The organism is Methylophaga sp. UBA2689 (assembly GCA_002354555.1).
In the GTDB taxonomy this organism is placed as follows: domain Bacteria; phylum Pseudomonadota; class Gammaproteobacteria; order Nitrosococcales; family Methylophagaceae; genus Methylophaga.
Genome location: DELT01000090.1, coordinates 14,339 through 36,266, shown reverse-complemented (window position 1 = coordinate 36,266; position 21,928 = coordinate 14,339). Strand labels below are relative to the sequence as shown.

20 protein-coding genes are annotated in these 21,928 nt (G+C 43.5%); 8 read left to right on the top strand and 12 right to left on the bottom strand.

What is annotated here, in order from left to right:
* Positions 1–392 (bottom strand): flagellar basal body rod protein FlgC (flgC, locus tag B3M51_RS10575; RefSeq protein ID WP_292759045.1); only part of this gene is annotated, 392 nt, incomplete at its 3' end.
* Between the two features lie 6 nt (positions 393–398).
* Complete coding sequence (flgB, locus tag B3M51_RS10570; RefSeq protein WP_292759042.1) at positions 399–800, bottom strand: flagellar basal body rod protein FlgB; 402 nt, start codon at positions 798–800, stop codon at positions 399–401.
* A 330-nt stretch (positions 801–1,130) separates the two neighbouring features.
* Between flgB and B3M51_RS10565 the strand changes: the two genes are divergently transcribed.
* The 7 genes from B3M51_RS10565 to B3M51_RS10535 are packed head-to-tail and all read left to right on the top strand — an operon-like array spanning position 1,131 to position 8,070.
* Positions 1,131–1,685, top strand: coding sequence for a GspH/FimT family pseudopilin (locus B3M51_RS10565; RefSeq protein ID WP_292479198.1), 555 nt, complete (start codon positions 1,131–1,133; stop codon positions 1,683–1,685).
* Positions 1,679–2,146, top strand: a complete 468-nt coding sequence (gene pilV / locus B3M51_RS10560; RefSeq protein ID WP_292479197.1) for a type IV pilus modification protein PilV — start codon at positions 1,679–1,681, stop codon at positions 2,144–2,146. The genes B3M51_RS10565 and pilV overlap by 7 nt, the downstream gene beginning before the upstream one ends.
* Positions 2,143–3,258, top strand: a complete 1,116-nt coding sequence (locus B3M51_RS10555; RefSeq protein ID WP_292759038.1) for a PilW family protein — start codon at positions 2,143–2,145, stop codon at positions 3,256–3,258. Before pilV ends, B3M51_RS10555 begins: the two co-directional genes overlap by 4 nt.
* On the top strand, positions 3,255–3,791 hold the full coding sequence (locus B3M51_RS10550; protein WP_292759035.1) for a pilus assembly PilX family protein: 537 nt from the start codon (positions 3,255–3,257) through the stop codon (positions 3,789–3,791). The genes B3M51_RS10555 and B3M51_RS10550 overlap by 4 nt, the downstream gene beginning before the upstream one ends.
* Position 3,792: 1 nt before the next feature.
* The gene (locus B3M51_RS10545; RefSeq protein ID WP_292759032.1) at positions 3,793–7,353 is read left to right on the top strand and encodes a pilus assembly protein; all 3,561 of its coding nucleotides are present in this window, start codon (positions 3,793–3,795) and stop codon (positions 7,351–7,353) included.
* A 17-nt stretch (positions 7,354–7,370) separates the two neighbouring features.
* Complete coding sequence (locus tag B3M51_RS10540; protein WP_292479193.1) at positions 7,371–7,667, top strand: hypothetical protein; 297 nt, start codon at positions 7,371–7,373, stop codon at positions 7,665–7,667.
* Positions 7,668–7,680: 13 nt separating this feature from the next.
* On the top strand, positions 7,681–8,070 hold the full coding sequence (locus B3M51_RS10535; protein ID WP_292479192.1) for a type IV pilin protein: 390 nt from the start codon (positions 7,681–7,683) through the stop codon (positions 8,068–8,070).
* 63 nt (positions 8,071–8,133) lie between these two features.
* Here the strand turns inward: B3M51_RS10535 and B3M51_RS10530 are convergent, their stop codons facing one another.
* The 9 genes from B3M51_RS10530 to B3M51_RS10490 all read right to left on the bottom strand — a co-directional run bounded on the left by B3M51_RS10530 (position 8,134) and on the right by B3M51_RS10490 (position 20,092).
* Positions 8,134–11,757, bottom strand: a complete 3,624-nt coding sequence (locus B3M51_RS10530; protein WP_292759030.1) for a retention module-containing protein — start codon at positions 11,755–11,757, stop codon at positions 8,134–8,136.
* Positions 11,758–11,949: 192 nt separating this feature from the next.
* Complete coding sequence (locus B3M51_RS10525) at positions 11,950–12,408, bottom strand: hypothetical protein (protein WP_292759025.1); 459 nt, start codon at positions 12,406–12,408, stop codon at positions 11,950–11,952.
* Positions 12,369–12,983: a nucleoid occlusion factor SlmA gene (gene slmA, locus B3M51_RS10520; protein ID WP_292479188.1), complete on the bottom strand. Its 615-nt coding sequence runs from the start codon at positions 12,981–12,983 to the stop codon at positions 12,369–12,371. The genes B3M51_RS10525 and slmA overlap by 40 nt, the downstream gene beginning before the upstream one ends.
* On the bottom strand, positions 12,980–13,885 hold the full coding sequence (gene argB / locus B3M51_RS10515; RefSeq protein ID WP_292479187.1) for an acetylglutamate kinase: 906 nt from the start codon (positions 13,883–13,885) through the stop codon (positions 12,980–12,982). Before argB ends, slmA begins: the two co-directional genes overlap by 4 nt.
* A gap of 110 nt (positions 13,886–13,995) precedes the next feature.
* The gene (locus B3M51_RS10510; protein WP_292759021.1) at positions 13,996–16,305 is read right to left on the bottom strand and encodes a phosphomannomutase/phosphoglucomutase; all 2,310 of its coding nucleotides are present in this window, start codon (positions 16,303–16,305) and stop codon (positions 13,996–13,998) included.
* Between the two features lie 8 nt (positions 16,306–16,313).
* Positions 16,314–16,769, bottom strand: coding sequence for a dUTP diphosphatase (gene dut, locus B3M51_RS10505; protein ID WP_339776496.1), 456 nt, complete (start codon positions 16,767–16,769; stop codon positions 16,314–16,316).
* Positions 16,750–17,970, bottom strand: a complete 1,221-nt coding sequence (gene coaBC / locus B3M51_RS10500) for a bifunctional phosphopantothenoylcysteine decarboxylase/phosphopantothenate--cysteine ligase CoaBC (protein ID WP_292759018.1) — start codon at positions 17,968–17,970, stop codon at positions 16,750–16,752. Before coaBC ends, dut begins: the two co-directional genes overlap by 20 nt.
* Positions 17,967–19,301, bottom strand: coding sequence for a YihY/virulence factor BrkB family protein (locus B3M51_RS10495; protein WP_292759016.1), 1,335 nt, complete (start codon positions 19,299–19,301; stop codon positions 17,967–17,969). The genes coaBC and B3M51_RS10495 overlap by 4 nt, the downstream gene beginning before the upstream one ends.
* Positions 19,302–19,333: 32 nt before the next feature.
* Positions 19,334–20,092 (bottom strand): Nif3-like dinuclear metal center hexameric protein, encoded by a 759-nt coding sequence (locus B3M51_RS10490; RefSeq protein ID WP_292479183.1) that lies wholly within the window; start codon positions 20,090–20,092, stop codon positions 19,334–19,336.
* A gap of 110 nt (positions 20,093–20,202) precedes the next feature.
* Here B3M51_RS10490 and B3M51_RS10485 point away from each other — a divergent pair, with 110 nt between their 5' ends.
* Positions 20,203–20,886: a DUF4126 domain-containing protein gene (locus B3M51_RS10485; RefSeq protein ID WP_292479181.1), complete on the top strand. Its 684-nt coding sequence runs from the start codon at positions 20,203–20,205 to the stop codon at positions 20,884–20,886.
* On the opposite strand, the gene B3M51_RS10480 is transcribed toward B3M51_RS10485, so the two are convergent.
* Positions 20,883–21,716, bottom strand: a complete 834-nt coding sequence (locus B3M51_RS10480) for a CheR family methyltransferase (RefSeq protein WP_292356170.1) — start codon at positions 21,714–21,716, stop codon at positions 20,883–20,885. The genes B3M51_RS10485 and B3M51_RS10480 overlap by 4 nt on opposite strands.
* Positions 21,717–21,928: the final 212 nt, after the last annotated feature.

The window sequence follows — 21,928 nt, the reverse complement described above, 5'->3', positions numbered from 1 at the left end:
TGTAGCAGCAATTGTTTGGAAGTGTTGGCAATCTCAACATTGTTCTGATATGAACGAGAAGCCGACATCATATTTGCCATTTCTGCAATGGCGTCCACATTTGAGTGATAAACATATCCGTTGTCATCTGCCAGAGGATGTGACGGGTTGTATTCCTGGCGAACCGGTGCCTGACTTTCTGTTATGCCTAATACTTGAACAGAGCCAGCTTTGTATCCTTGCTGTGCATCGTCCAATACGGTTGAAAACACCGGTTGTCGGGTACGGTAGGTTTCATTTACGCTACTACTGACACTATCGGCGTTGGCCAGATTACTGGCTGTGGTATTGAGGCGCAGTGACTGCGCACTCATTCCACTGCCTGCAATATCAAAAATATTAAATAAAGACATGGCCGATTATTCCCCTTTGATTGCTTTGGTCAGGCCTTGGAAGCGTGACCCTAAAAATTCAAGACTGGCCTGGTACTGAATGGCATTTTGCATAAACTGTGCCTGCTCCACTTGCTCATCCACAGTATTACCGTCTAAAGAGTCTTGCATCGTTGTGCGGTATTGGGTGACAGCTTCAAACGGATTGCCTTCATTACCGGCAATATGTTTCTGATGAGTCGTATTTAAAGCGGCAGATTTTTGTCCTGCTGCCGCCATTTGCAATGCCGACTGAAAATCCATATCTTTTGCTTTAAAGTTTGGCGTGTCGGCATTAGCCAGATTAGTTGCCAGCATTTCTGCACGCTGCGTCCTGATACGCAAAGCATCGGCATGAATACCAAGAGCAGAATCAAAATTTATCGGCATGTTGTTTCTCCACAACAATCATTCACTTGCAAACACGTAAGCATCTTGCATGCCACAATTTATTATCATTATTAATCAATCACTTAAATGCACTACGGCAAACAATAAAAAACAAAGCGGCAAGCTGTTGCCACTCCACTTAACCAGCGGAATACTGCTGATATAATCTCTAGGCTTATGCTGTAATAATGAAAGGAATTCCTGCTATCGGCGATACATTTGCCAACTGGCTCACGTATTTAAAAAATAGATAGCGGGTGAGCAGCATAAGTGCTTGACCCACAATACTTTTAGCGTTAAAACCGAATACCTATAAGGAGCGTCACCAAAGTGAAAAAGTTTGCGGCAAATAATGGTTTCACATTGATCGAATTAATGATCACACTTGTTGTTGTCATTATCCTCGCGGCAATTGCTGCGCCAAGTTTTAACTCCCTAATTCGTGAAAACCGTCTTTCAACACAATCCAACTTATTTTTGAGCTCTCTTCAACTTGCTAAAAGTGAAGCAATTCGCCGTGGGGTTCAGGTCACCATGATTCCTGAAAGTAATACCCCTGGTGAGTGGCACCAGGGGTGGAGAATATTTACTGACTGGAATAGTAATGAAACCTTTAACGGTAATGTTAACGCAACTGACTGTAGTACAGAGGGACAGGATTGTTATTTACTTTTTCAGGAGAATATTGGAAATAATCTAACCCTTGTGGGCGATTCACAGTATGAGGATTGGATCGCTTTCAGTCCATCTGGAGAAACGCTAAGCTCTGGTGGTGGGTTACCCATTGGAAGTTTTAGTTTGTGCACCCCAAACACCAACGGTAGAGATATTGTTATTAACGGCGCTGGTCGTATGCGAGTTGAAGAAGGAGATGGAGCATGCTGAAAATAAAACAGTCTGGCTTCACTTTGTTGGAGGTAATGGTTGCTGTATTTGTACTTTCCGTTGGTTTACTTGGTTTGGCTCATTTGCAAATAACAGCACTTAAAACTAACCAAAGCGCTGATCTACGAACCCAGGCATCAATGTATGCATCGGATATATTAAATCGCATGCGAGCAAACCGAATTGCCAGCCAGACTGGTGCTTATAACATTGATGCGACGGATGATACGCCAAGTGCAGGAGGAAATGTTGCTAGTCAGGACCTTAATGAATGGCGAACCAGTTTATCCCAAGCCCTCCCTGGGGGAGCCGGTGGAGTTAGTTGTCCGGCATTTGATAATTTAAATGAGTTTATTTGTACCGTGACAATTCAATGGCGTGATATCCATTTAGGAAATGTGGCAAATATCGACTATAACGAATTAGCTGTTAAAACATTAACCATGGAAGGAGCCTTATGAAAAAACAGCGTGGACTCTCACTGGTTGAGTTAATGGTAGCAATCGTATTGGGGCTGATCCTGGTTGCCGGAGTAATTGAACTATTCGTCAATAACCGTCAGGTATACCGTGTTCAGGAAGCTAAGGCTCGAATGCAGGAAGATGGACGCTTTGCATTACAGCATATTAGTCGATTATTGAACAATGCAGGGTATAGGGGATGTAACTCACTACTTAATCAAAAAGCTAACGATTTAGCTACCAGCGTCGATCCAGATGATGGCACCGTTACGACCTCGCTAACAGGTGATCAAACGGTTCGCCCATTGGAAAATGTATTAAATAATGCTGAAGGCTACTTATGGCGTTTAGATATTCCTGTGGAGGGTAGTGAAGGCTCAAGTGGCGCATGGAGTCCGGCACTTGACGGCAGCATCAACAATGCACTAGCTGGCTCAGACGTTATTACGATTAGAAGTGTAGGGGCTGGTCATGCCAACGTTATCGCTCATGATGCAGATGATTTTACGCAACCACTTCAAACCGGTTCGGATAATACATTTACCTCATGTAACCCTGATCCTGATAGTCCCGATTATGAGGCAAATTGTAGCAATATCGCCCTAGTTACTACATGTGATAGTGCAGCTATCTTTCAAATTACCAATGACCCTTCTACAGGAAGCATTGAGCATGCTGCTGGAATTGGTTCACCGGGAAATTTTTCTGCAGATTTAGGCGATAACTTTGGTGGTGGCTGGATCAACACATACACAGCCCACACATTTTATATAAGACAAGGTGCTTCAGGCCCTTCACTCTATCAGAAGGTGCTTGATAATAACTCTCAAGAACTCATTGAAGGTGTTGAGAGAATGGAGATACTTTTTGGCGTTGATACAAACCAGGATTATTCAGTCAATGAATATCGAACCGCAAACGCGGTGGGGAATTGGGCAAATGTTATCAGTGTTCGCATCAGTCTTTTAATGGTTAGTTTGGAAAACAATCTAACTGTCGATGGCCCACAGGACTACTTCTTCAACGGCAATACCATTACTCCAGCTGCAGATGATCGCAGACTGAGAAGAGTCTTTACTCAAACCATCCTACTTCGAAACCGTACATCATGAATATGCAAATTAAAAATCAAACTGGTGCAGCATTAATTATTAGCATGATAATTCTGGTGTTAATGACGCTTTTGGGTTTATCCAGCATTAGGACCAGTTCACTTGAAGAAAAAATGACTGCTAACCTGCGTGATCAGGAATTAGCGTTTCAGGCAGCTGAGATTGCCTTACGCGATGCCGAAAAAAGGATTTCCGGATTTGCCAATGAGCATATTGCTACACAAGATGGCAATAATGAAAATATATGGACGACTAATGCGATGGATGCGACCCCAACTAATGCCACGCCATGGTGGGTTGAGCGAAACGAAGCCTGGTGGAACGCGAATGGTGTGGCTTCTGTTAACGTTGAAAACGTTGCCACACCGCCCCGCTATATCATAGAGCAGCTGGTATTTGATAAAGATAATGCAGCAATGGGCACTGGTAGTCCTGTTGATGGCCAAATTTATTATCGTATTACTGCTCGTGGTACAGGTGGCTCAAATCAAGCCAGAGTTTTATTGCAAAGCACGGTCATTAAAAGGTACTGATATGAATAAACTCATCTTTAGAATTACAACAGGCCTCGCTTTATTAATCAGTACTGGGCCATTTGCGAACACTTTGAACCTGAGTAATGTGCCACTATATCTTGGCGGCAGTATCGAACCCAACATTATGTTTACTCTTGATGATTCAGGCTCCATGCAATGGGAAGTAATGCCAGATGAAAATCTATATTTCGGCAGTTATGTTTTTCCAAGACCCAATAATCTTTATGGTGGTGTAACGTATTCCAATCAAATTGCCAATTTTGATGATGACAATGTTCATAATTTCTTTACCAGATCATCAGCTAATAATGCAGTTTTCTATAACCCAGATGTAACCTATGTTCCATGGAGCAATGCAGATGGCACCAGTATGGGTAATGCCAGCCCAACTAATGCATTATACAATCCAGCTATTCCTGCACTTGGTGGGTTGAACTTAGTTAATCAGCAAACTCAATTTGCTTGCTGGTTCAGGCATGATAGCAACCTTAATTCAGCTTTTGGCGATCCCTGTAACGGCAACCACAGCTATTGGCCTATTACCTATTACAATTATAATGGTGGCTCACCAACTGATAGAAACAGTTATACACGAGTCAGGATTACGACATCTACGGCATCTTCAGCCACATTCACAAGCCCAGGAGGTATTGTAAGAACCAAAGCCGAAGAAACCCAAAACTTTGCTAATTGGTTCCAATATTACCGTTCTCGAGTGCTGACTGCGAGAGCAGGTGTTGGAAGGGCTTTTGCTAAACAAGGCTCAAATTTACGCGTGGGATTTGCAGCCATAAACCAAGGCAGCAATACAATTGATAACGTAATCAGTGATAGAGCAATTATCCAAGGCTTAAGACAGTTTTCAGGGGCAAATAGAGCCAGTTTTTTTGATAACTTATATGACAGGGTGATTAATAATTTCGGAACCCCCCTTCGTTCTGCCACCAATAGCGTTGGTGAATATTTTGAAAGAACCGATAATAGAGGTCCATGGGGCAACTCACCGGGATCCAACAATGATGCTGAACATCTTTCCTGTCGGCAAAATTACCATATTTTAACAACTGATGGTTATTGGAACGGCAGTAGTCCGGGAGTTGGAAATGCTGATGGAACCGACGGTGAAGTTATCTCGGGGCCTGACAATGATGATTACCAATATACTCCTGAAAATCCCTATAACGATGCGTGGAGCAATACATTAGCTGATGTAGCGATGGAATACTGGAAGCGTGATCTTAGAGCAGATTTAACAAATAATGTACCTACAAACCAAGCTGATCCAGCTTTCTGGCAACACTTGGTTAATTTTACGGTAGGGCTTGGGGTCAATGGCATTTTAGATCCTGAAACAGATTTTGATGGATTAAAATCTGGTGATACCGCCTGGCCAGAACCTACTGCAAATTCAGAAGCAAATATTGATGATTTATGGCACGCTGCAGTGAACAGTCGCGGTAGTTTTTTTAGCGCCAGTGATCCAGATACTTTTGCTGATTCTTTAAGCGCTATTCTTTCTAATATTTCTTCAAGAACCTCATCAGCAGCATCTGTCGCTCTGAACTCCGGTTCGGTATCAGGCGACAGTAAAATCTATCAAGCGCGTTTTGACAGTGGTGATTGGAGTGGGCAACTATTAGCCTATAACATTAATAATGACGCCACACTTGGTGGTATCGCCTGGGATGCAGGTACGTTGATACCTCCTGCAAACGATCGTGTTATTGCAACTTATGATGGCAATTCCGGACAACCATTTCGCTGGGCATCCATTGCTGCCAGCCAACAAGCTAAATTGGGCAATCAATCCATTTTAAATTATTTGCGTGGCGTTCAATCGAATGAAGCAAGTAATGACGGTGGAACACTTAGAAATCGAAATCGTTTACTTGGAGATATTGTCAATTCTGCACCAACCTATGCTGCCGCTCCAGGGTCTCGCTATCAGGATAATTGGGGAGCCAGCAACGCGAATGACTCGAAACCTGAGAACGCCAGTCCCTATTCAACATATGTTGTTAACAATCAAAATCGGCCAGCGTTAGTTTTTGCAGGGGCAAATGATGGCATGCTGCACGCTTTTGATGCCGATAATGGCGTAGAAAAGTTTGCTTATGTCCCTAATGCAGTCTACGACAACTTAAATCAACTGAGCAGTACAGCATATACACATAAATACTATGTAGATGGCAGCCCGACGATTGTTGACGCTTTTATTAATAGCAGCTGGCGCACTGTACTTGTCTCAGGGCTTGGTGCTGGAGGGCAAGGCATTTTTGCTTTGGATATTACAGATCCAGCCAGTCTTACTACCGAGGCAAACGTTGCTGATAATGTTTTATGGGAATTTACCGACCAAGATGATCGTGATCTCGGCTATACCTATGGTCAGGCAAGTATTATTCGACTGAATAATGGTGAATGGGCAGCTTTGTTTAGTGGTGGCTATAACAATACGGCAGATAATAATTCGGATGGAAATGATAATAATGACAGTTTAACTGGCAACGGTACGATTTATCTTGTCAATCTTGCTGATGGCAGTTTGATTAAAAAGTTTGAAACACTGGTCAATGATCCAACTGGTAATAACCGTCCAAACGGGATTTCATCTCCGACAGCAATTGACATCAATAATGACAATATTGCCGACGCAATCTACGCGGGTGATTTATTTGGTAACATCTGGAGCATTAATATTATTAGTCAAGATAAGGACGAATGGGATTTTACATACTTTGATTCAGGTAATCCGCAACCTCTCTACACGGCCTGCGCTGCAGAATCTTGTACTGCATCAAACCGTCAACCTATTACGACTCGTATTCAAGTTGTTAAACATCCAAGAGAAAATGGCTATTTGTTGTTATTTGGAACCGGTAAATACTTTGAAGTTGGTGATAATAGTAGTGAAAATCAGGTTACCCAAAGTTTCTATGGTATCTGGGATAAAAGATTTTCAACTCTTTTACAGTTTGATAGAAGTGATCTTTTGCAACAACAAATCCTGCAACAAGTCTCAGTAGGTGGGGCTAATTATCGTGTTACCTCTGATGAATCAATAAATTGGACAGAGTATTCTGGCTGGTATATTGATTTGTTAAACGTCCAAGGAGCTAACACTGATAATCTCGGTGAACGACAGGTCAGTAATTCCATTATTCGTAATGGTAAAATCATCTTTACTACATTGATTCCTTCTGATGACCCATGTGCATTTGGTGGATCGGGTTGGTTAATGGAAATGAATTATGCTTCTGGTGGCAGATTGGCATATTCACCTTTTGATGTAAATGATGATGGTGAGTTTTCATCCGAAGATTATTTCACTCTGGAAATTGATACTGATGGAGATGGTGTTCCCGACACTGAAATAGAGGTACCTTATAGTGGAAAAGAATCTAAAGTTGGTATTATTCCTACCCCAAGCATTGTCAATCAACCTGGTGGTCAACAGGAAGTAAAATATACCAGTGGGGCAGATGGAAACATTGAAGTGACTATCGAAAATCCAGGCCCCGGATATGAGGGGAGACAATCATGGCGTCAGTTGCAATAATCTACTGAGGAAATTTTATGAAAGTTTTTACTACTGCGTTTTTGATGATATTAAGTACATGCGTTTTTTCAGGTGCTCAAACAAGCTTTTCTCACACAGGAATAATTAGCGAAGAATCTGGTCACTCAGAAACTATATTAGTTAATAATAAAGCTTATCGCATCGATAACGATACAAACGTTCATGCATTGGTTCGTCCTGGAGAATTAGCCCCAAGATTACCGGCTGGTGAACTGATAGGATTTAATATCTCTCAGGATGAAGATAGCGAGCTACATTATATAACCGATATTTGGTTACTTAATGCCAATTAACGGGGTGATATGAATGATAAACAAGCCACAAAAGGGTTTTACACTAATCGAGTTAATGATAACTGTTGCGATCATTGCAATAATAGCCGCGATTGCTTACCCTTCCTACCAAGAGCAAGTAAGAGAGACTCGTAGGTCAAACGCACAAGCTGATTTACTTGAGTTAGTTAGCTATATGGAGAGATTTTATGGAGAAAACTTCTCTTATCTTGGTGCTAACCTGCCTTTTAATACCTCTCCAAAACAAGGAAATAGTTTCTACAACCTTCGTTTTACTGCAGCACCTTCTGCTTCTGCTTATACAATTCAAGCCGTTCCAACTGGAGGGCAAACTGCTGACAGATGTGGCATTATGACAATTAATCAAAACAATCAAAGAACTCCTGCAAATGATTGTTGGTAAAAAAGCTTTAATCCATAAAAAACCCGCTCAACGCGGGTTTTTTATTTTAAAAATTATTTAGTATCAACTATCAACATTCACATGACCATCCTGCACCAGCTTGTTAATAATCTCAGCCTGTTGCGTAGAAGCATCAAATCCACCAACGCCTAAATCTGCTAGTGAAGTACCTTGCAATGTAACTTTTTGCGTTACATCCCCTGCTTCAGGTTTCAGTTCAATCACGATATCCGAGCCATCTTCTGTAATTGAGATAAAGTCAGTCAGGTTACCGGCATCTTCACCGACAAGAATATCCGAGAAATCCAGCACATCGCCTTGTGAAATATTAAAGTCTTTAACCGTATCACTCGCGGGTACTCCAGCAACACCCTCATCGCCGGCATTCCAGACAAAAATATCCTTGCCATCTCCACCGGTTAAGATATCATCGCCTGCCCCGCCTATAATTAATTCATCTGAATCAGTTCCAATTAATTGATTATCAGCACTAGTTCCGACTAATTCAGCATAGGCTGTAGAAGTAACATCCACCACTGTACCGTTATCTGATACGAAAGTGAGTGACCCCTCTATGGAGTTTATAACTTCTGGTGTTAAAGGATTATCAGAGACTAACGTTAATGTCAGTGGCTGATCATTTTCAACTTCAATTTCAAAAGTTCTATTTGGAAAATTGATAACAGGATCGTAACCAAGAATATCAATACCTTGAGACCTTAACTCAGTAGCATCAATTTTCACAACACCACTATTCCCATCTGTATCAAAAGCTGCAGATGCAAGAATACTTAAATCATATTGATAATAGTCATTTTCAATATTAGGTGTTAATGCCACATTGTCAATTGCAATTCCATGATTATCTATGGAACCAATTTCATTGAAAACTAATGTATTGCTTCCATCAAAGCTTCCGCCAATGACAGTAAAATTGACTGACTCCCATGAGTCACGATTATCACCATCAATCGTAGCAAGCACTTCGCCGTTCCAAATGACTTGCATCACGCCAGAATCAGCGTTATTTGCCATTTTTAATGCTTTATCAAGATAATCAAAGCTTAGAGTATATTCCAGGCCATTAACTAAACCTGAAACCTGTTGGTATATTCCACTATTCCCCGGACTGGCGCCCAGATCCATATAATGGTTTCCATCTGTTGTTCCGACTTGTCCGTGTCCTCCAGCATGTGGTTCCATTGCCGGCATAGATTCATCAACCAGTTGCCAACCGGTGATCGATTGCATTGAAACCAACTGACCACCCGCTAGACTTCCATCTGCAACATCAGTAACGCTATTTCCATTAGCACTAATGCCATTAATGTTTTCAAAACTACCATTGGTAATAAAGTTGGTTGAACTTTCGATTAATGTTTCACTACCGATACTCAGTTGTAATGAAATTGGCGTAACAGCAACTGAAGGTAATATCGAATATTCGGCTTCAAAAGTAGCAGTGTCGCCATCACCATCTGTCACTGTCAGTTCAATACTCTCAGTTATGGTCTGTTTAACATCTGAGGTCGATTGATATTCATAATCACCTTGCTCGGTCACCCGAATCGTACCAAATTCAGTTGCAACTGACTGTGACCAGCCATCAGCGCCAAAAATAAGTACTGTATTATTTATCGCACTTAACCCACCACCATCAGCCCCAACATTAAAGTTGAATTGTCCTGAAGTTGATTCTCCAGAAGCAGTATCCTGTCCAACATAGTCAGTGGCAGAAGGGCCATCATCATTAAATGCAATGACAACGCCAAGATCTATACTGGCGTCTGCCGTATCACCATCACTGTCAGTGACGGTTAGCACCGCATCAATGGCTCCAGGATTAATGGTTGCAGGAGTGAGCAACTGCAATGAATCAGTGGGATCATCATGAAAAACTGGTCTTAATTGCTCGAGCGTCACTAAACCGCTTTGATCAATCGATAATGTAAATACCACTGACGTATCATCACCATTCTCGATGTAGCCTTCAACGACGCCTGATTCCGGATCATCATTTTGGTAACGTAAAGAAACCATCTGTCCGGTTTCAGTATCATTTAAACCGGTTGCTACATTTGTATCAATACTCAGAGCATATTCAGAAGTACCTGCTCCATCCGCCCCATATTGTGTTGCAAAGTATTCACTTATATTAAGGCTGGCAACTGCAGCAGTTGAATCATCACCATCAGCAAGTAGGTTTTCGTTTACGGTTAAACCTTTTGTTTTTGTAAACTCAACGTTAATATTTACGTCATTATTATCTTGATCGCCGCCACCGATAACATCTTCCCAGTTTTGATTACCAGGATTAGCATTGCTATTCAAATAGTCATAGTTACTGAGGTTTAATTCCGAGTTATCGAATAATGCAGGCGCTTTGTCAAAATTACTTAATAATGCAACACCATCAGTGGTCACCGCCTGCCAGCTGCCGTTTGGTAATTGTTCAAAGGTGACTTCTGTTCCATTTTCCAGCTCAGAGTTCAACCTACCACCGTTGGAAATAACAAAAAACCCAATATCTTCTGGGTTGACACCTTCAACCTGAACGGTTGAAGAAACATTCTGTTTAACATTTGCAAAGAGCACGACGCCACTAGTAGGCTCACCATTTTCATTTTTGATGTAATAACCATAGCTATTATCGTAACCTGCAGATATGGAACCTAAATTGGTAATCTGCATCTCAAAACCCATTTCAGGCTGTGTTGCAGTAACTAATGGATTATCATCCTGTATTGAAACATTCAGGTTGGCCGAATCACTTATGCCATTACTATCTGTAGCAATAATCTCGAAACTGTTACTCAAATCTGTATCATTGTCCGGCTGACTGTGTTCAACGGCATTGTTCAATGTATAGCTGTAACTAATGGTGTAGGTGCCATCCAAATTTAGTGTGGCATCCGTAATATTAAGGGTATTTCCATACTCGTTGGTAAGCGTAGGAAGATTATTCAAGATATTGCCATCCTGAATCACAGGTTCTCCATCAATACTGAGTGCGTCAACACCAGATGAAGCGCTGACCGTAAATGTGCCTGTTTTAGTCAATGAGCTACTATCAGGATTAGTACCAAAACTCAGGTTTGCCTCAGCAAAATTGAGTTGATCAGTAGAAAGGATAGAAATGGATTCTGGCGGTGGCGGAATAATGGGTGTATCACCATCCTCGGAATTGGCATCAATCAGAGTTGGTAATTGCTCTTCTTCTATTGTTGGAAAAATTATACTTGGTCCAATAGTCTCAAAACCAGCTTGAGGTGTTACGCGTGGAGCAAGATAATCTACAACAACTGCTTCACTGCCACCCTCACTGGTGGGTTGTGCACCTGGACCTGCAGCAGTTGGCTCAGCCACTTCAGTGGGATCATCACCTGCGAGTAAAGCTTGTTGAATGGCGTCTATATCATCCACCAGATCAGCAGCGGGTGGAGGTGTATCAGTTTCTGCAACATCAAATTCAAATGCTTCAATGTCGAGAACGGCCTGAGAATTCCTTCCCAGATCCATTACACCGCCATCAGGAAATTCAATTTCGATAGCACCGGCAATACCTGTGGTAATAATTTCGTTGGGATAAACTTTGTCACCAACTTGTAAATTTCTCACAGTACCGTCGACTGCTGTGGCAGTTGCAGTGCCAATTAAGGCTGAAATAATTCCGGCTTCTGTGGCCATAAACTCTTCTCCGATGAAATACTGCTTCCCAAGGCCGACAAAAAACGCTTGTGACCATATTTGCAGATAGTTTCCCATGACTACGAAAGGCTATCTACTGTACATTGGTACTAAAAAACAAAAAATTTAAATAATTTATTTTTTAACTAGCAAAATTCCAGCCAGATTAAATCAATACTTGGCAAAGTTTGATTATTGTCCGATAGCACCTGCAGCGAAATGATTCAGCATATCGGCAACCAGACGCCTAGGTAACCATGCCTCACCATCATGTACTGCACGAATAGCTTTCACTAATTTGTCATGTTGAGAAGGTGTAATATAACCGCGGGCTCTGAACCCAGTTGCTTTGAGTTGATTAAAGTCCGGTGTTTTATCTGACAGAATGATGGTTTGATTGTGCGCGTAGTTGGTCGCCAACACCAAGCATAGAATATCGGCATTAATACGTTCGTTATATTGTTCCAGCACAGTGATATCAGCTTCAGCAGCTATTATTGCCAAAATTGCTGTATCAATAGTTTCAGGGTCGATAACGGTAATCTTCAAGTCATCATGTTCCGCCAGATTAATTAAACTGGCTATTGTTCGACCAACCAAAACTACGTTTATCACGCGTAGACCTTGAGAATCGTATTGATGAGTTGCCATTGTTGTTCCCATCCCTGAAGCGGTGATTGACGAAATCCACTACGAACAAACTGTTGAAGTCTTCCTTCAACAATACTGAGTAACAAGTTAGCCGTTTCATTCACTGGCCGTCCGCCAGCTTGTGTCAAGGTTAACTCGCGTTCCCGCAGAATTTGTCGGAACTGCGTCTCCAATCGGTCAAAAAATTGACTCACTCGATGACGAAGCCGTTCTGTTTCACCAGTTAACGCTGTTCCAACGAGCACACTGCTAATACCCGGGTTTTTTGCACTAAACCCCAGCATCAGAGCCATAATCTTTTCACATCGAGAGACCGCATTATCATCTTCATCAACAATTCTGCGAATCAGACCGAAAACGGTATCTTCGGAAAATTCAATAAGACCTTCAAACATCCTCGCCTTACTTGGAAAGTGGCGATATAACGCTGCTTCAGATACTCCCAGGCTTTCAGCCAATTGCGCTGTTGTGATTCGTTGTCCGGGATGTTGTTCGAGTTGCGTCGCCAGAGCTTCCAATATGGCTTGATGACGCGACTGTTTTATCTGCGCGCGAGTTGATTGCTGCTCTGTCATCGACCGCCTCCACGAATCAGCGTACCAACGCCCTCATCCGTAAACATTTCCAGTAATACCGCATGCTGTACACGACCATCGATGATGTGTGAGCTGGTCACCCCTGCCTGAACGGCATCTAATGCACAGCCAATTTTAGGTAACATTCCACCGTAAATGACACCCGATGCAATTAAATCATTGACTTGTTTCGCATTCAGACCAGTAAGCAACGTCCCATCAGAATCTAGCAGTCCGGGCGTGTTTGTCAATAGGATCAATTTTTCTGCCTGCAGCACCTCGGCAATTTTACCAGCCACCAGATCGGCATTAATGTTGTAGGACTGACCATCCTGACCCACCCCGATAGGAGCGATTACCGGAATGAAATCACTGTGTATCAACATATCAATCACGCTGGTATCAATACTGGTAACGCGACCGACATAGCCCAAATCAATCATTTCCGGTGCATCAACGCCAAGTTCTTCCTGTGAAGCAAATTTCATTTTTTCAGCAAAGATCAGACTACCGTCTTTACCTGTTAAGCCGACAGCCCGTCCACCATGGTTATTGATCAGATTAACAATGCTCTTGTTCACTTGGCCGCCAAGCACCATTTCAACAATATCCATGGTCTCGGTGTCTGTTACCCGCATACCATTGATAAACTCTGACTCTTTCCCAATCTTTGCCAAAAGCTGACCGATTTGCGGTCCACCACCATGGACAATGACGGGGTTGATTCCAACAGCTTTCAATAGAACAACATCGCGGGCAAAGCTGTTTTTCAACGTTTCATCAATCATGGCATTGCCACCATATTTGATAACAAGGGTCTTACCGGAAAAACGTTGAATATAAGGCAACGCCTCAGTCAGAACCTGAGCAATATGTGATGCTTTTTGTGTATTCAAACTCATTAAAAATTTCTTCCTTGTCCCGCACAGTTTAGTGCAGGCTTTTTTTATTGTTTTTGCTTATGCAAAATAACGACCAACTATAATTCGTTTTTGTCGTAAATAGCGTAAGGTTAAAGATTCAGACTTAGATTAGGTTTCACCTGCAGCATCTGCTGAATAAATTGTTGTTTTATCTGTTCCAGATCTTCTTCAGTTTCTGCTTCAAACCGTAACGTGAGACCCGGAACGGTATTTGAGGCTCTAACAAGCCCCCAGCCATTGCTGAAATTCACCCGGACACCGTCAATGGTAATAACTTCACCATCATCGAACTGTGCATTTTGTGTAAATTGTGTCATAAACCGACGGCACTCTGCTGTATCTAGATCAATTAAAATTTCCGGAGTGTTAACACTTTGCGGTTGTGCAGCAAAGATTTCTGTTGCACCACGACGTTGAGGATCATCGGCAATCAGCGCCAGCAGACGGCAGGCGGCAAATAAGGCATCATCAAATCCATACCAATTGTCGGCAAAAAAGATATGTCCACTTAACTCACCAGCTAATTTTGCTTCATGTTTGAGCATTTCTGCCCGTATTAACGAATGGCCGGAAGCGCACATCATCGCTTTGCCTCCAGCTTTGGTAATAACCTGATCCAATAAGCCCGTACTTTTGACATCATAAACAATGGTCGAGCCTTTATGGCGCTTCAGAATATCGCTGGCAAATAACATCAGCAAACGATCCGGCCAGATGATTTCACCCTCTCCGTTCACTACGCCGAGTCTATCGCCGTCCCCATCAAACGCCAGTCCAATATCAAGATGTTTCTCTCTAACCAATTTAGAAATATCCTGCATATTCTGCGGTTGTGCGGGGTTGGGATGATGATTGGGAAAGTGACCATCCACATTACAAAACAACTCATGCACATCACAACCTAATGCTGTTAGCAATTGCGGGACCACTTTACCGGCAATGCCATTTCCACAATCCACCCCCACTTTCAACGGACGTGATAACGGAACAGTCTGTTTTACTTTTTCAATATAACTAGTAATGATATCTGCCTGCCGTAACTGCCCCTCGCCACTATATAGTCGAGAATGCTGTATACGGTGATAAATGCCCTGAATAGCGTCTCCCGATAGCGTTTTATCATTGATAACAATTTTCAGACCATTGTAGCCCTGAGGATTATGACTGCCAGTCACTACAACGCCGCAATGCGTCCGCATGTGCTGCGAAGCAAAATAAACCAGAGGGGTAGGTACCGCCCCAATATCAGTAACATCACAGCCACTGGCCAGAATGCCCTCGATTAACGCATCACTGAAACTCTCACTGGAAAGCCGTCCATCCCGGCCAACGATAATCCGAGTCTGCTCCTGATGCTGAGCCTCCGTACCTATAGCAAGCCCCAAGACCCGCATAATCGGTTCACTCAACTGAGTGCCGACAATGCCACGAATATCATAAGCCTTAAAAATCACCGGCTTAATATCTACTGGCCTGACTCTATCTACTGATTCGGTTTTACTGACTTTGGGAGCGGCTGCGCGTATCACCGCGGGAGGCGGCGTATTATCGATATTGACTTCATTTTCTACATATTCTACTGGCCGTGGGCGTGCTCCAATTTGAGCCTGTTTTTTCGGTTTTAGTGTGCTGAACCGATTAATCACCAGCCAGCATAAGGCACAAACAATAATGGCCAACATGAGCAATGCGGGCCAGGCTGCTGTTTTAGCCACTCCTTCAGCAGGCCAGAATGCCAGACGCCAGTAGGCACCGGGTAATGCCTGAGTATAAACAGGACTGGAATGCAGAGATTTACCATCCCCTTGTTCGATAAGCGTCAGCCAGTTTTGGGCCCCTTGTTGTAATGCCAGACTACCTGAACCAATCGATAAATAACGTTCACGCAGCTTTTCCTCCAACTCAGTCATTTGCAGGGTAAGCACCAGATATCCCGCTGCATCCAGTTTCTTGGTCAGTAAAATATGCGCCTGGGCGGAATCAGGTTGCATAACAGCAATATCAGCCATCCCTTGCACATCTGCCTGACGTAAACTGTTGATAGTGCCAAAACTGACCGGAATACACGCATCGGATGTTGGAGCAGCAGGTATAGAGGCAATAACACATGAGGTTGATGCATCAGGCCAGCCAAAGGCTACCGGATCCTGTGCATTTTCAGCCGACATCTCGTTAAAACGTTGCTGCCAGACTTGTAGCATATCGATCATGCCGGATGCGGCGAGCGCTAGCTTTTCTGTTTGTTTCTGGTTAAATGCTGCTAAGGCTGACTGCTGCTGGTAATCATTAATTTGGATTGCTGCCGCCACCCCGGATAGAACAATTAAAATCAACAGCAGAATGGCCAGCGAACTCAGCCTTCTGCGAAATAACTTCAGATTTTGCAGTTTCAACAGCACGTTTATGATCAGCTTCTGCCAGTATGGCCGAAGCCGCCACTACCACGTTCACTGGCAGTAAATTCGGTGACCTGCTCAAATCCTACCTGTACTACTGGGACAAACAGCATTTGTGCAATACGCTCACCCACTACGATCTCAAAGGGCGTATCACCACGATTCCAACAAGATACAAAAATTTGTCCCTGATAGTCGCTATCAATGAGTCCCACCAGGTTACCTAATACTATGCCATGTTTATGTCCCAGGCCCGAGCGCGGCAAAATCATCGCAGCCAGGGCGGGATCGTCAATATGAATGGCAATTCCGGTCGGTATCAGAATGGTTTCGCCAGGATGTAATGTCAGATTTTCATCCAGACAAGCCCGCAGGTCCATCCCGGCGGAACCATCGGTGGCATAGTCCGGAAGTTCAATTGATTTGCCCAGTCTCGGATCGAGAATCTTAAATTGAATTTTTTGCATGATAGCGCTCTGTTATTAATGTTATAAGTTCGCGTGCAATTTCAAGTTTCGGAGCTTCAGCCAAGGATTTATGACCACCTTCCCAGAAAATTTCCAGCGCATTGTTATCCTGACCAAAAGCCAGCCCATCACCCACTTGGTTCGCTGCGATCAAATCCAAACGTTTTTTTTGTAATTTATGTTGTGCATATTGTTGCAAATCATCTGTCTCAGCAGCAAAACCAACCACCAGCTCTGGCCGTTCACCGGCACTGGCAACCGCTGTAATAATATCGGGATTCAAACGAAGTTGCAGTGATAAATCATCCTCAGCCGATTTTTTTAATTTAGCTGAAGCAGGATGCGTGGGGCGATAATCCGCTACTGCTGCACAACCGATATAGATTGCCGTTCCGGCTAAGTTTTGCATAACGGCGTCAAACATTTGTTGAGCCGTTTCAACCATTATTCGGTTACAACCAGGCGGTGCTTCCAAAGCCACCGGCCCGGATATCAGAGTGACCTTTGCCCCCAATTCAACGGCTGCTTGCGCCAGAGCATAGCCCATTTTCCCTGAGCTGCGATTAGCAATAAAGCGAACCGGATCAATTGGTTCATGTGTAGGCCCTGCAGTAATGACTATTTGTTTTCCTGTCAGAGGACCAGTCTGCAACTTGCGGCTCAGATGCAACACAATATTTTCAACTGCCATTAAGCGACCTTCGCCCTGCTCTCCACAGGCCTGATCACCACTTTCAGGACCAATAAATTCAACACCGCGTTGTTTTAGCAGTTGGCAGTTTTGCTGAGTTGCAATGTGCGACCACATTTTATTATTCATTGCTGGTGCCACAATCAGTGGCGCTTCAGAGGCAAGACAAACCGTGGAAATCAAATCATCAGCCAGACCATGAGCCAGTTTTGCCAGACAATCAGCGGTTGCGGGAGCAATCAGGATCCAGTCAGCCCAACGCGCCAGTTTAATATGGCCCATTGCAGCTTCTTCGTCAGCATCAAAGAAATTCAATGAAACGGGATTACCACTGACCGTTTGCAGAGTGAGTGGCGTAATAAATTGCGTGCCGCCTTGGCTCATCATTACCCGTACTTCAGCACCGTATTCTTTTAATCTTCGAACTAAATCGGCTGACTTATAGGCGGCTATACTGCCGGTAACGCCAAGAAGAATACGTTTTCCTTGAAAAGCATTTGTCTCAATCATGCTGCATTTTTGCCTATCGCTAAATCACGCAAACTTAAGTCATCCAACACGTCATTCTGTGCTTCATTAATTTCAGAAAAGAAAGCTTCAATACCAGGTTCAGTGTGTTGCTGTAATGTTGAAATACCAATTTCTTCGGCACTACGTAAGCAGAGCAAAATTTCACTGACTAAAATTTTGCTGACATCTCCCGCCATAGTAAAGGAATCTTTATCTCCGGCCACTTCTACGATAAAGCCGCCTTGCTCCAAAATGTCCAATAATTCCTCTAAATTTTCACTGCTTAACGTGGTCAGCTTCTCCAGCTCCGAGAGACTGTATGCCGGCTTTTTTTCACAAAAGCGACGAGCAATAATAGTCATTAGCCACAGGCCCTTTTTCTCACGTAAACGTGGGCTCAAAACCAGGGTTTTTCCGCCCATCAATACAAATCGTGGATGCTGAAGATAAAAAGCTACCTGAGATCCAGTCAATAAAATATACCAGCCAAGATAAAGCCATATCATAAAGAAAAATAAAATCGCAAAACTGGAATAGATTGCCGTGTAATTGGATGATGAAGCTACAAAAGTCGCAAATAAGGTCCCAAGTCCAATCCATAGCGCCCCGGCCACCATTGCACCACCCAGGGCGGGCCCAAGTTTCACTTTGGTATTGGGAATAAAGGTATAGAGAAAGGTAAAGGCGAGCACAATCATAAAATAGGGTAACAATTTGCTGAGAATCAGTAGCAATGTTCCAAATGGTTCGATTGATTGTAAGGTCGAGACCACATCATTATCCATCACCGTTGCGGCGACACCTAAAGCAGAGAAGACCAATACCGGACCGATCATCACAACACTCATGTAATCAGTAAATCGACGTGCAAACGACCTTGACCTTTTCACCCGCCACACAAAATTAAAAGCACTTTCAACCTTCTGTACCAGAGCAATAATAGTGTAGAACAACATGCCCAAACCAATAGAACCCAGCACACCAACTTTGACGTTTTCTACAAAACCAATAATGCCGGAAGTCATTTCCCCTGCTTTTTCACCGAGTGGGGCCATAAAGTTGAGCAGTACGGGTTCTATTTGGTTATGTACTCCAAACGCTTTGAGCACCGAGAAAGCAACTGCAATCAACGGTACTAATGATAATAAGGTGGTAAATACCAGGCTCATTGCCCGCAGGTTTAATTCTCCGGTCGACAGTTGTCTCGCCATCACATAAGTCACTCGACCCGCGTGCCGTGTCAAACGTTTTAGTTTGCTGGCGCCTTCAGTCGTTTCCTGCCAAAGCTGAACCTGGAAAAAATGTTTTAACTTGTCTATATAGTCTTTCATACTGGTTATCATCCTGATGGCAGGTTTATCCATTAAACTGGATTATCAATGTCAATGAAATAGTGTTGCAGGCCAAATTTCAGAGCAAGATGCTCTCCCAAGGATTTAACACCATAACGTTCTGTAGCATGGTGCCCTGCTGCGATGTAATGAATTCCAAGTTCTCTGGCCAAATGTGTTGTCTGCTCTGAAGCCTCTCCACTGATAAAGGCATCCAGACCTGACTCTGCTGCCTGCTGAATATAGCCTTGTGCAGCACCGGTACACCAGCCAACTGTTTTTATTAAACGATCATGACCGGCAATAATGGTAGGTTTTCGATCCAGTTGACAGGCGATATAGGATGAAAATTCGTCTAATGTTTGTGATGTTGCTAGTTTCCCCTGAAAACCGATAGCGGGTTCTCCAGTACCGGCAATAAATCCATCAATTTCTATATTCAGTATTTTCGCCAGTTGTACGTTATTACCAAACTCGGCATGGGCATCCAAGGGCAGATGGTAGCCAATAAGATTCATGTCATTATTGATTAACATTTTCAAACGTTGGTACTTAATGCCTGTCACTGTGGGAGCTTCGCCACGCCAGAAATACCCATGATGAACCATAAGGGCATCAGCATTGTGCTCCACAGCCGCTTCTAACAAAGCCTGACTTGCCGTTACGCCGGTCACCAGAGTATTTATCTCTGGTTTACCTTCTACCTGTAAACCATTCGGACAATAGTCCTGAAATCTCGATACTTCCAATTGCTCATCAAGATAGGCGATCAGCTCTGCTCGGGTTATCATTCAATTACTCCATAAAAACTCTGGGGTCTGTTGATCTTTCAAAGCCATCACTGCGGGAGACTCTGAAAGATCAACAGACCCTGGCCACTATACCAAACGGGAGTCGTTAAATGGATGCTGTAAGTATTATTGCGCTGAGTATGGGGGCCGCCTGGGCCAGTGGTATCAATTTATATGCTGCGGTATTTATGCTGGGTTATATGGGCACAACAGGGCATATGGTTTTGCCGACAGAGTTGCAGGTTCTCAGTGACCCTCTGGTGATGACGGCCGCAGCAGTAATGTATTGTGTGGAATTTTTCGCTGATAAAGTGCCTGGTGTCGATACCGGCTGGGACACTCTGCATACCTTTATCCGTATTCCGGCTGGTGCCATGTTGGCGGCAAGTGCAGTAGGAGATGTCAGCCCGGCAATCGAATTAACAGCAGGTCTGCTGGGCGGGAGCCTTGCTGCCGCAACCCATGCCACTAAAGCCGGCAGTCGATTAATGATCAATACCTCACCAGAACCTTTCAGCAACTGGACAGCCTCAATAACCGAAGACTTGCTGGTGATTGCCGGTTTGTGGACGGCCCTCACTCATCCGCTGTGGTTTCTTGCGGCACTAATTGTTTTCATCATGTTAATGATTTGGTTGCTACCGCGTTTATGGCGTTTAATCAAAACGGTTTTACAATACATTGGAAGCTGGCTGGGATGGTGTGAAAAACCGCAAACGACGAAAACAGCAACAAGTGATCAATCCGCTGAAGCCATAGAGATTAAATCTGTATCCGATAAATACGAAAACTAACGACGGCGATACACCACACCATGCGGCGTGCGTTGCAAATCAAAGGCATCGGTGTAACCACTAATCGTTTCCGAGGCACCTAAAAACAGGTACCCACCCGGGTTTAATGCCTGGGCCAAACGGGTAAGAATATCTGTCTTGCGTTGCATCGAAAAATAAATCAACACATTACGGCACAGGATGACATCAAACCGACCCAATCCGGTATAGCTTTGCAACAGATTCTGTTCCCTGAACTGAACCCGCTGTTTAACTTCATCGACAATTTGCCAGCGGCCTTCAAAGGGTTTGAAAAACTGTTGTCGTCTCGCGGGGGAAATTCCTCTTATCAGGGCATGTTCTTCATAAACACCCCGCCGTGCCAGTGCAAGCATGCTGTTGGAAATATCCGTGGCAATAATTTGTGTGCTTTTAAGTTTGCTATCCGGCTTTTTACGAATATATTCATTGAGGATCATGCTGATCGTATAGGGCTCCTGCCCCGAAGAGCAGGCTGCTGACCAGATTCTGCAGGGTGCTGTAACCCGCGTTTCCAAATCCGCCAACGTCATTTTTTCAAATACTTCAAACGGCCCCCCATCTCTAAACCACGACGTTTCATTCGTTGTCATCGCATCAATAACCGCGTCTCGCAAATGACGTGGATGGCCACGCTGTATCGCATTTAACAGATCGGCAACTGAGGGAATATTTTCATCACGTAACAGCTTGGTGAGACGGCTGACAATTAAATATTGTTTGCCATCACCCAAAACAATGCCGCAGGCCTGTTCCAAAAAAAGTCGAAACCGTTCGTAATCGGTCTGACTAATATCATTTCCTTGTAACATACCTGAGTTTTGCCCACCTTAATTGTTTCGTTCTATAACATTTAGCGGTCAATATGCTTAAATGTTTAGCCGTTATAATTTAACCATACTCTGATTGCTTATATGCCAAAAAACAAGCCCAACATACAGCGACGCAATATTTTGATTACCGGATGTTCGAGCGGCATTGGTTTGGAGGCTGCCAGAATATTACATCGGCGGGGGCATAATGT

What these genes read in the sequence shown, in the direction of transcription:
- flgB (WP_292759042.1), bottom strand. Translation starts at nt 800, where the DNA reads ATGCCGATAAATTTTGATTCTGCTCTTGGTATTCATGCCGATGCTTTG.
- pilV (WP_292479197.1), top strand. Translation starts at nt 1,679, where the DNA reads ATGCTGAAAATAAAACAGTCTGGCTTCACTTTGTTGGAGGTAATGGTT.
- B3M51_RS10555 (WP_292759038.1), top strand. Translation starts at nt 2,143, where the DNA reads ATGAAAAAACAGCGTGGACTCTCACTGGTTGAGTTAATGGTAGCAATC.
- B3M51_RS10550 (WP_292759035.1), top strand. Translation starts at nt 3,255, where the DNA reads ATGAATATGCAAATTAAAAATCAAACTGGTGCAGCATTAATTATTAGC.
- B3M51_RS10545 (WP_292759032.1), top strand. Translation starts at nt 3,793, where the DNA reads ATGAATAAACTCATCTTTAGAATTACAACAGGCCTCGCTTTATTAATC.
- B3M51_RS10540 (WP_292479193.1), top strand. Translation starts at nt 7,371, where the DNA reads ATGAAAGTTTTTACTACTGCGTTTTTGATGATATTAAGTACATGCGTT.
- B3M51_RS10535 (WP_292479192.1), top strand. Translation starts at nt 7,681, where the DNA reads ATGATAAACAAGCCACAAAAGGGTTTTACACTAATCGAGTTAATGATA.
- B3M51_RS10530 (WP_292759030.1), bottom strand. Translation starts at nt 11,757, where the DNA reads ATGGCCACAGAAGCCGGAATTATTTCAGCCTTAATTGGCACTGCAACT.
- B3M51_RS10525 (WP_292759025.1), bottom strand. Translation starts at nt 12,408, where the DNA reads ATGGCAACTCATCAATACGATTCTCAAGGTCTACGCGTGATAAACGTA.
- slmA (WP_292479188.1), bottom strand. Translation starts at nt 12,983, where the DNA reads ATGACAGAGCAGCAATCAACTCGCGCGCAGATAAAACAGTCGCGTCAT.
- argB (WP_292479187.1), bottom strand. Translation starts at nt 13,885, where the DNA reads ATGAGTTTGAATACACAAAAAGCATCACATATTGCTCAGGTTCTGACT.
- dut (WP_339776496.1), bottom strand. Translation starts at nt 16,769, where the DNA reads ATGCAAAAAATTCAATTTAAGATTCTCGATCCGAGACTGGGCAAATCA.
- coaBC (WP_292759018.1), bottom strand. Translation starts at nt 17,970, where the DNA reads ATGATTGAGACAAATGCTTTTCAAGGAAAACGTATTCTTCTTGGCGTT.
- B3M51_RS10495 (WP_292759016.1), bottom strand. Translation starts at nt 19,301, where the DNA reads ATGAAAGACTATATAGACAAGTTAAAACATTTTTTCCAGGTTCAGCTT.
- B3M51_RS10490 (WP_292479183.1), bottom strand. Translation starts at nt 20,092, where the DNA reads ATGATAACCCGAGCAGAGCTGATCGCCTATCTTGATGAGCAATTGGAA.
- B3M51_RS10485 (WP_292479181.1), top strand. Translation starts at nt 20,203, where the DNA reads ATGGATGCTGTAAGTATTATTGCGCTGAGTATGGGGGCCGCCTGGGCC.
- B3M51_RS10480 (WP_292356170.1), bottom strand. Translation starts at nt 21,716, where the DNA reads ATGTTACAAGGAAATGATATTAGTCAGACCGATTACGAACGGTTTCGA.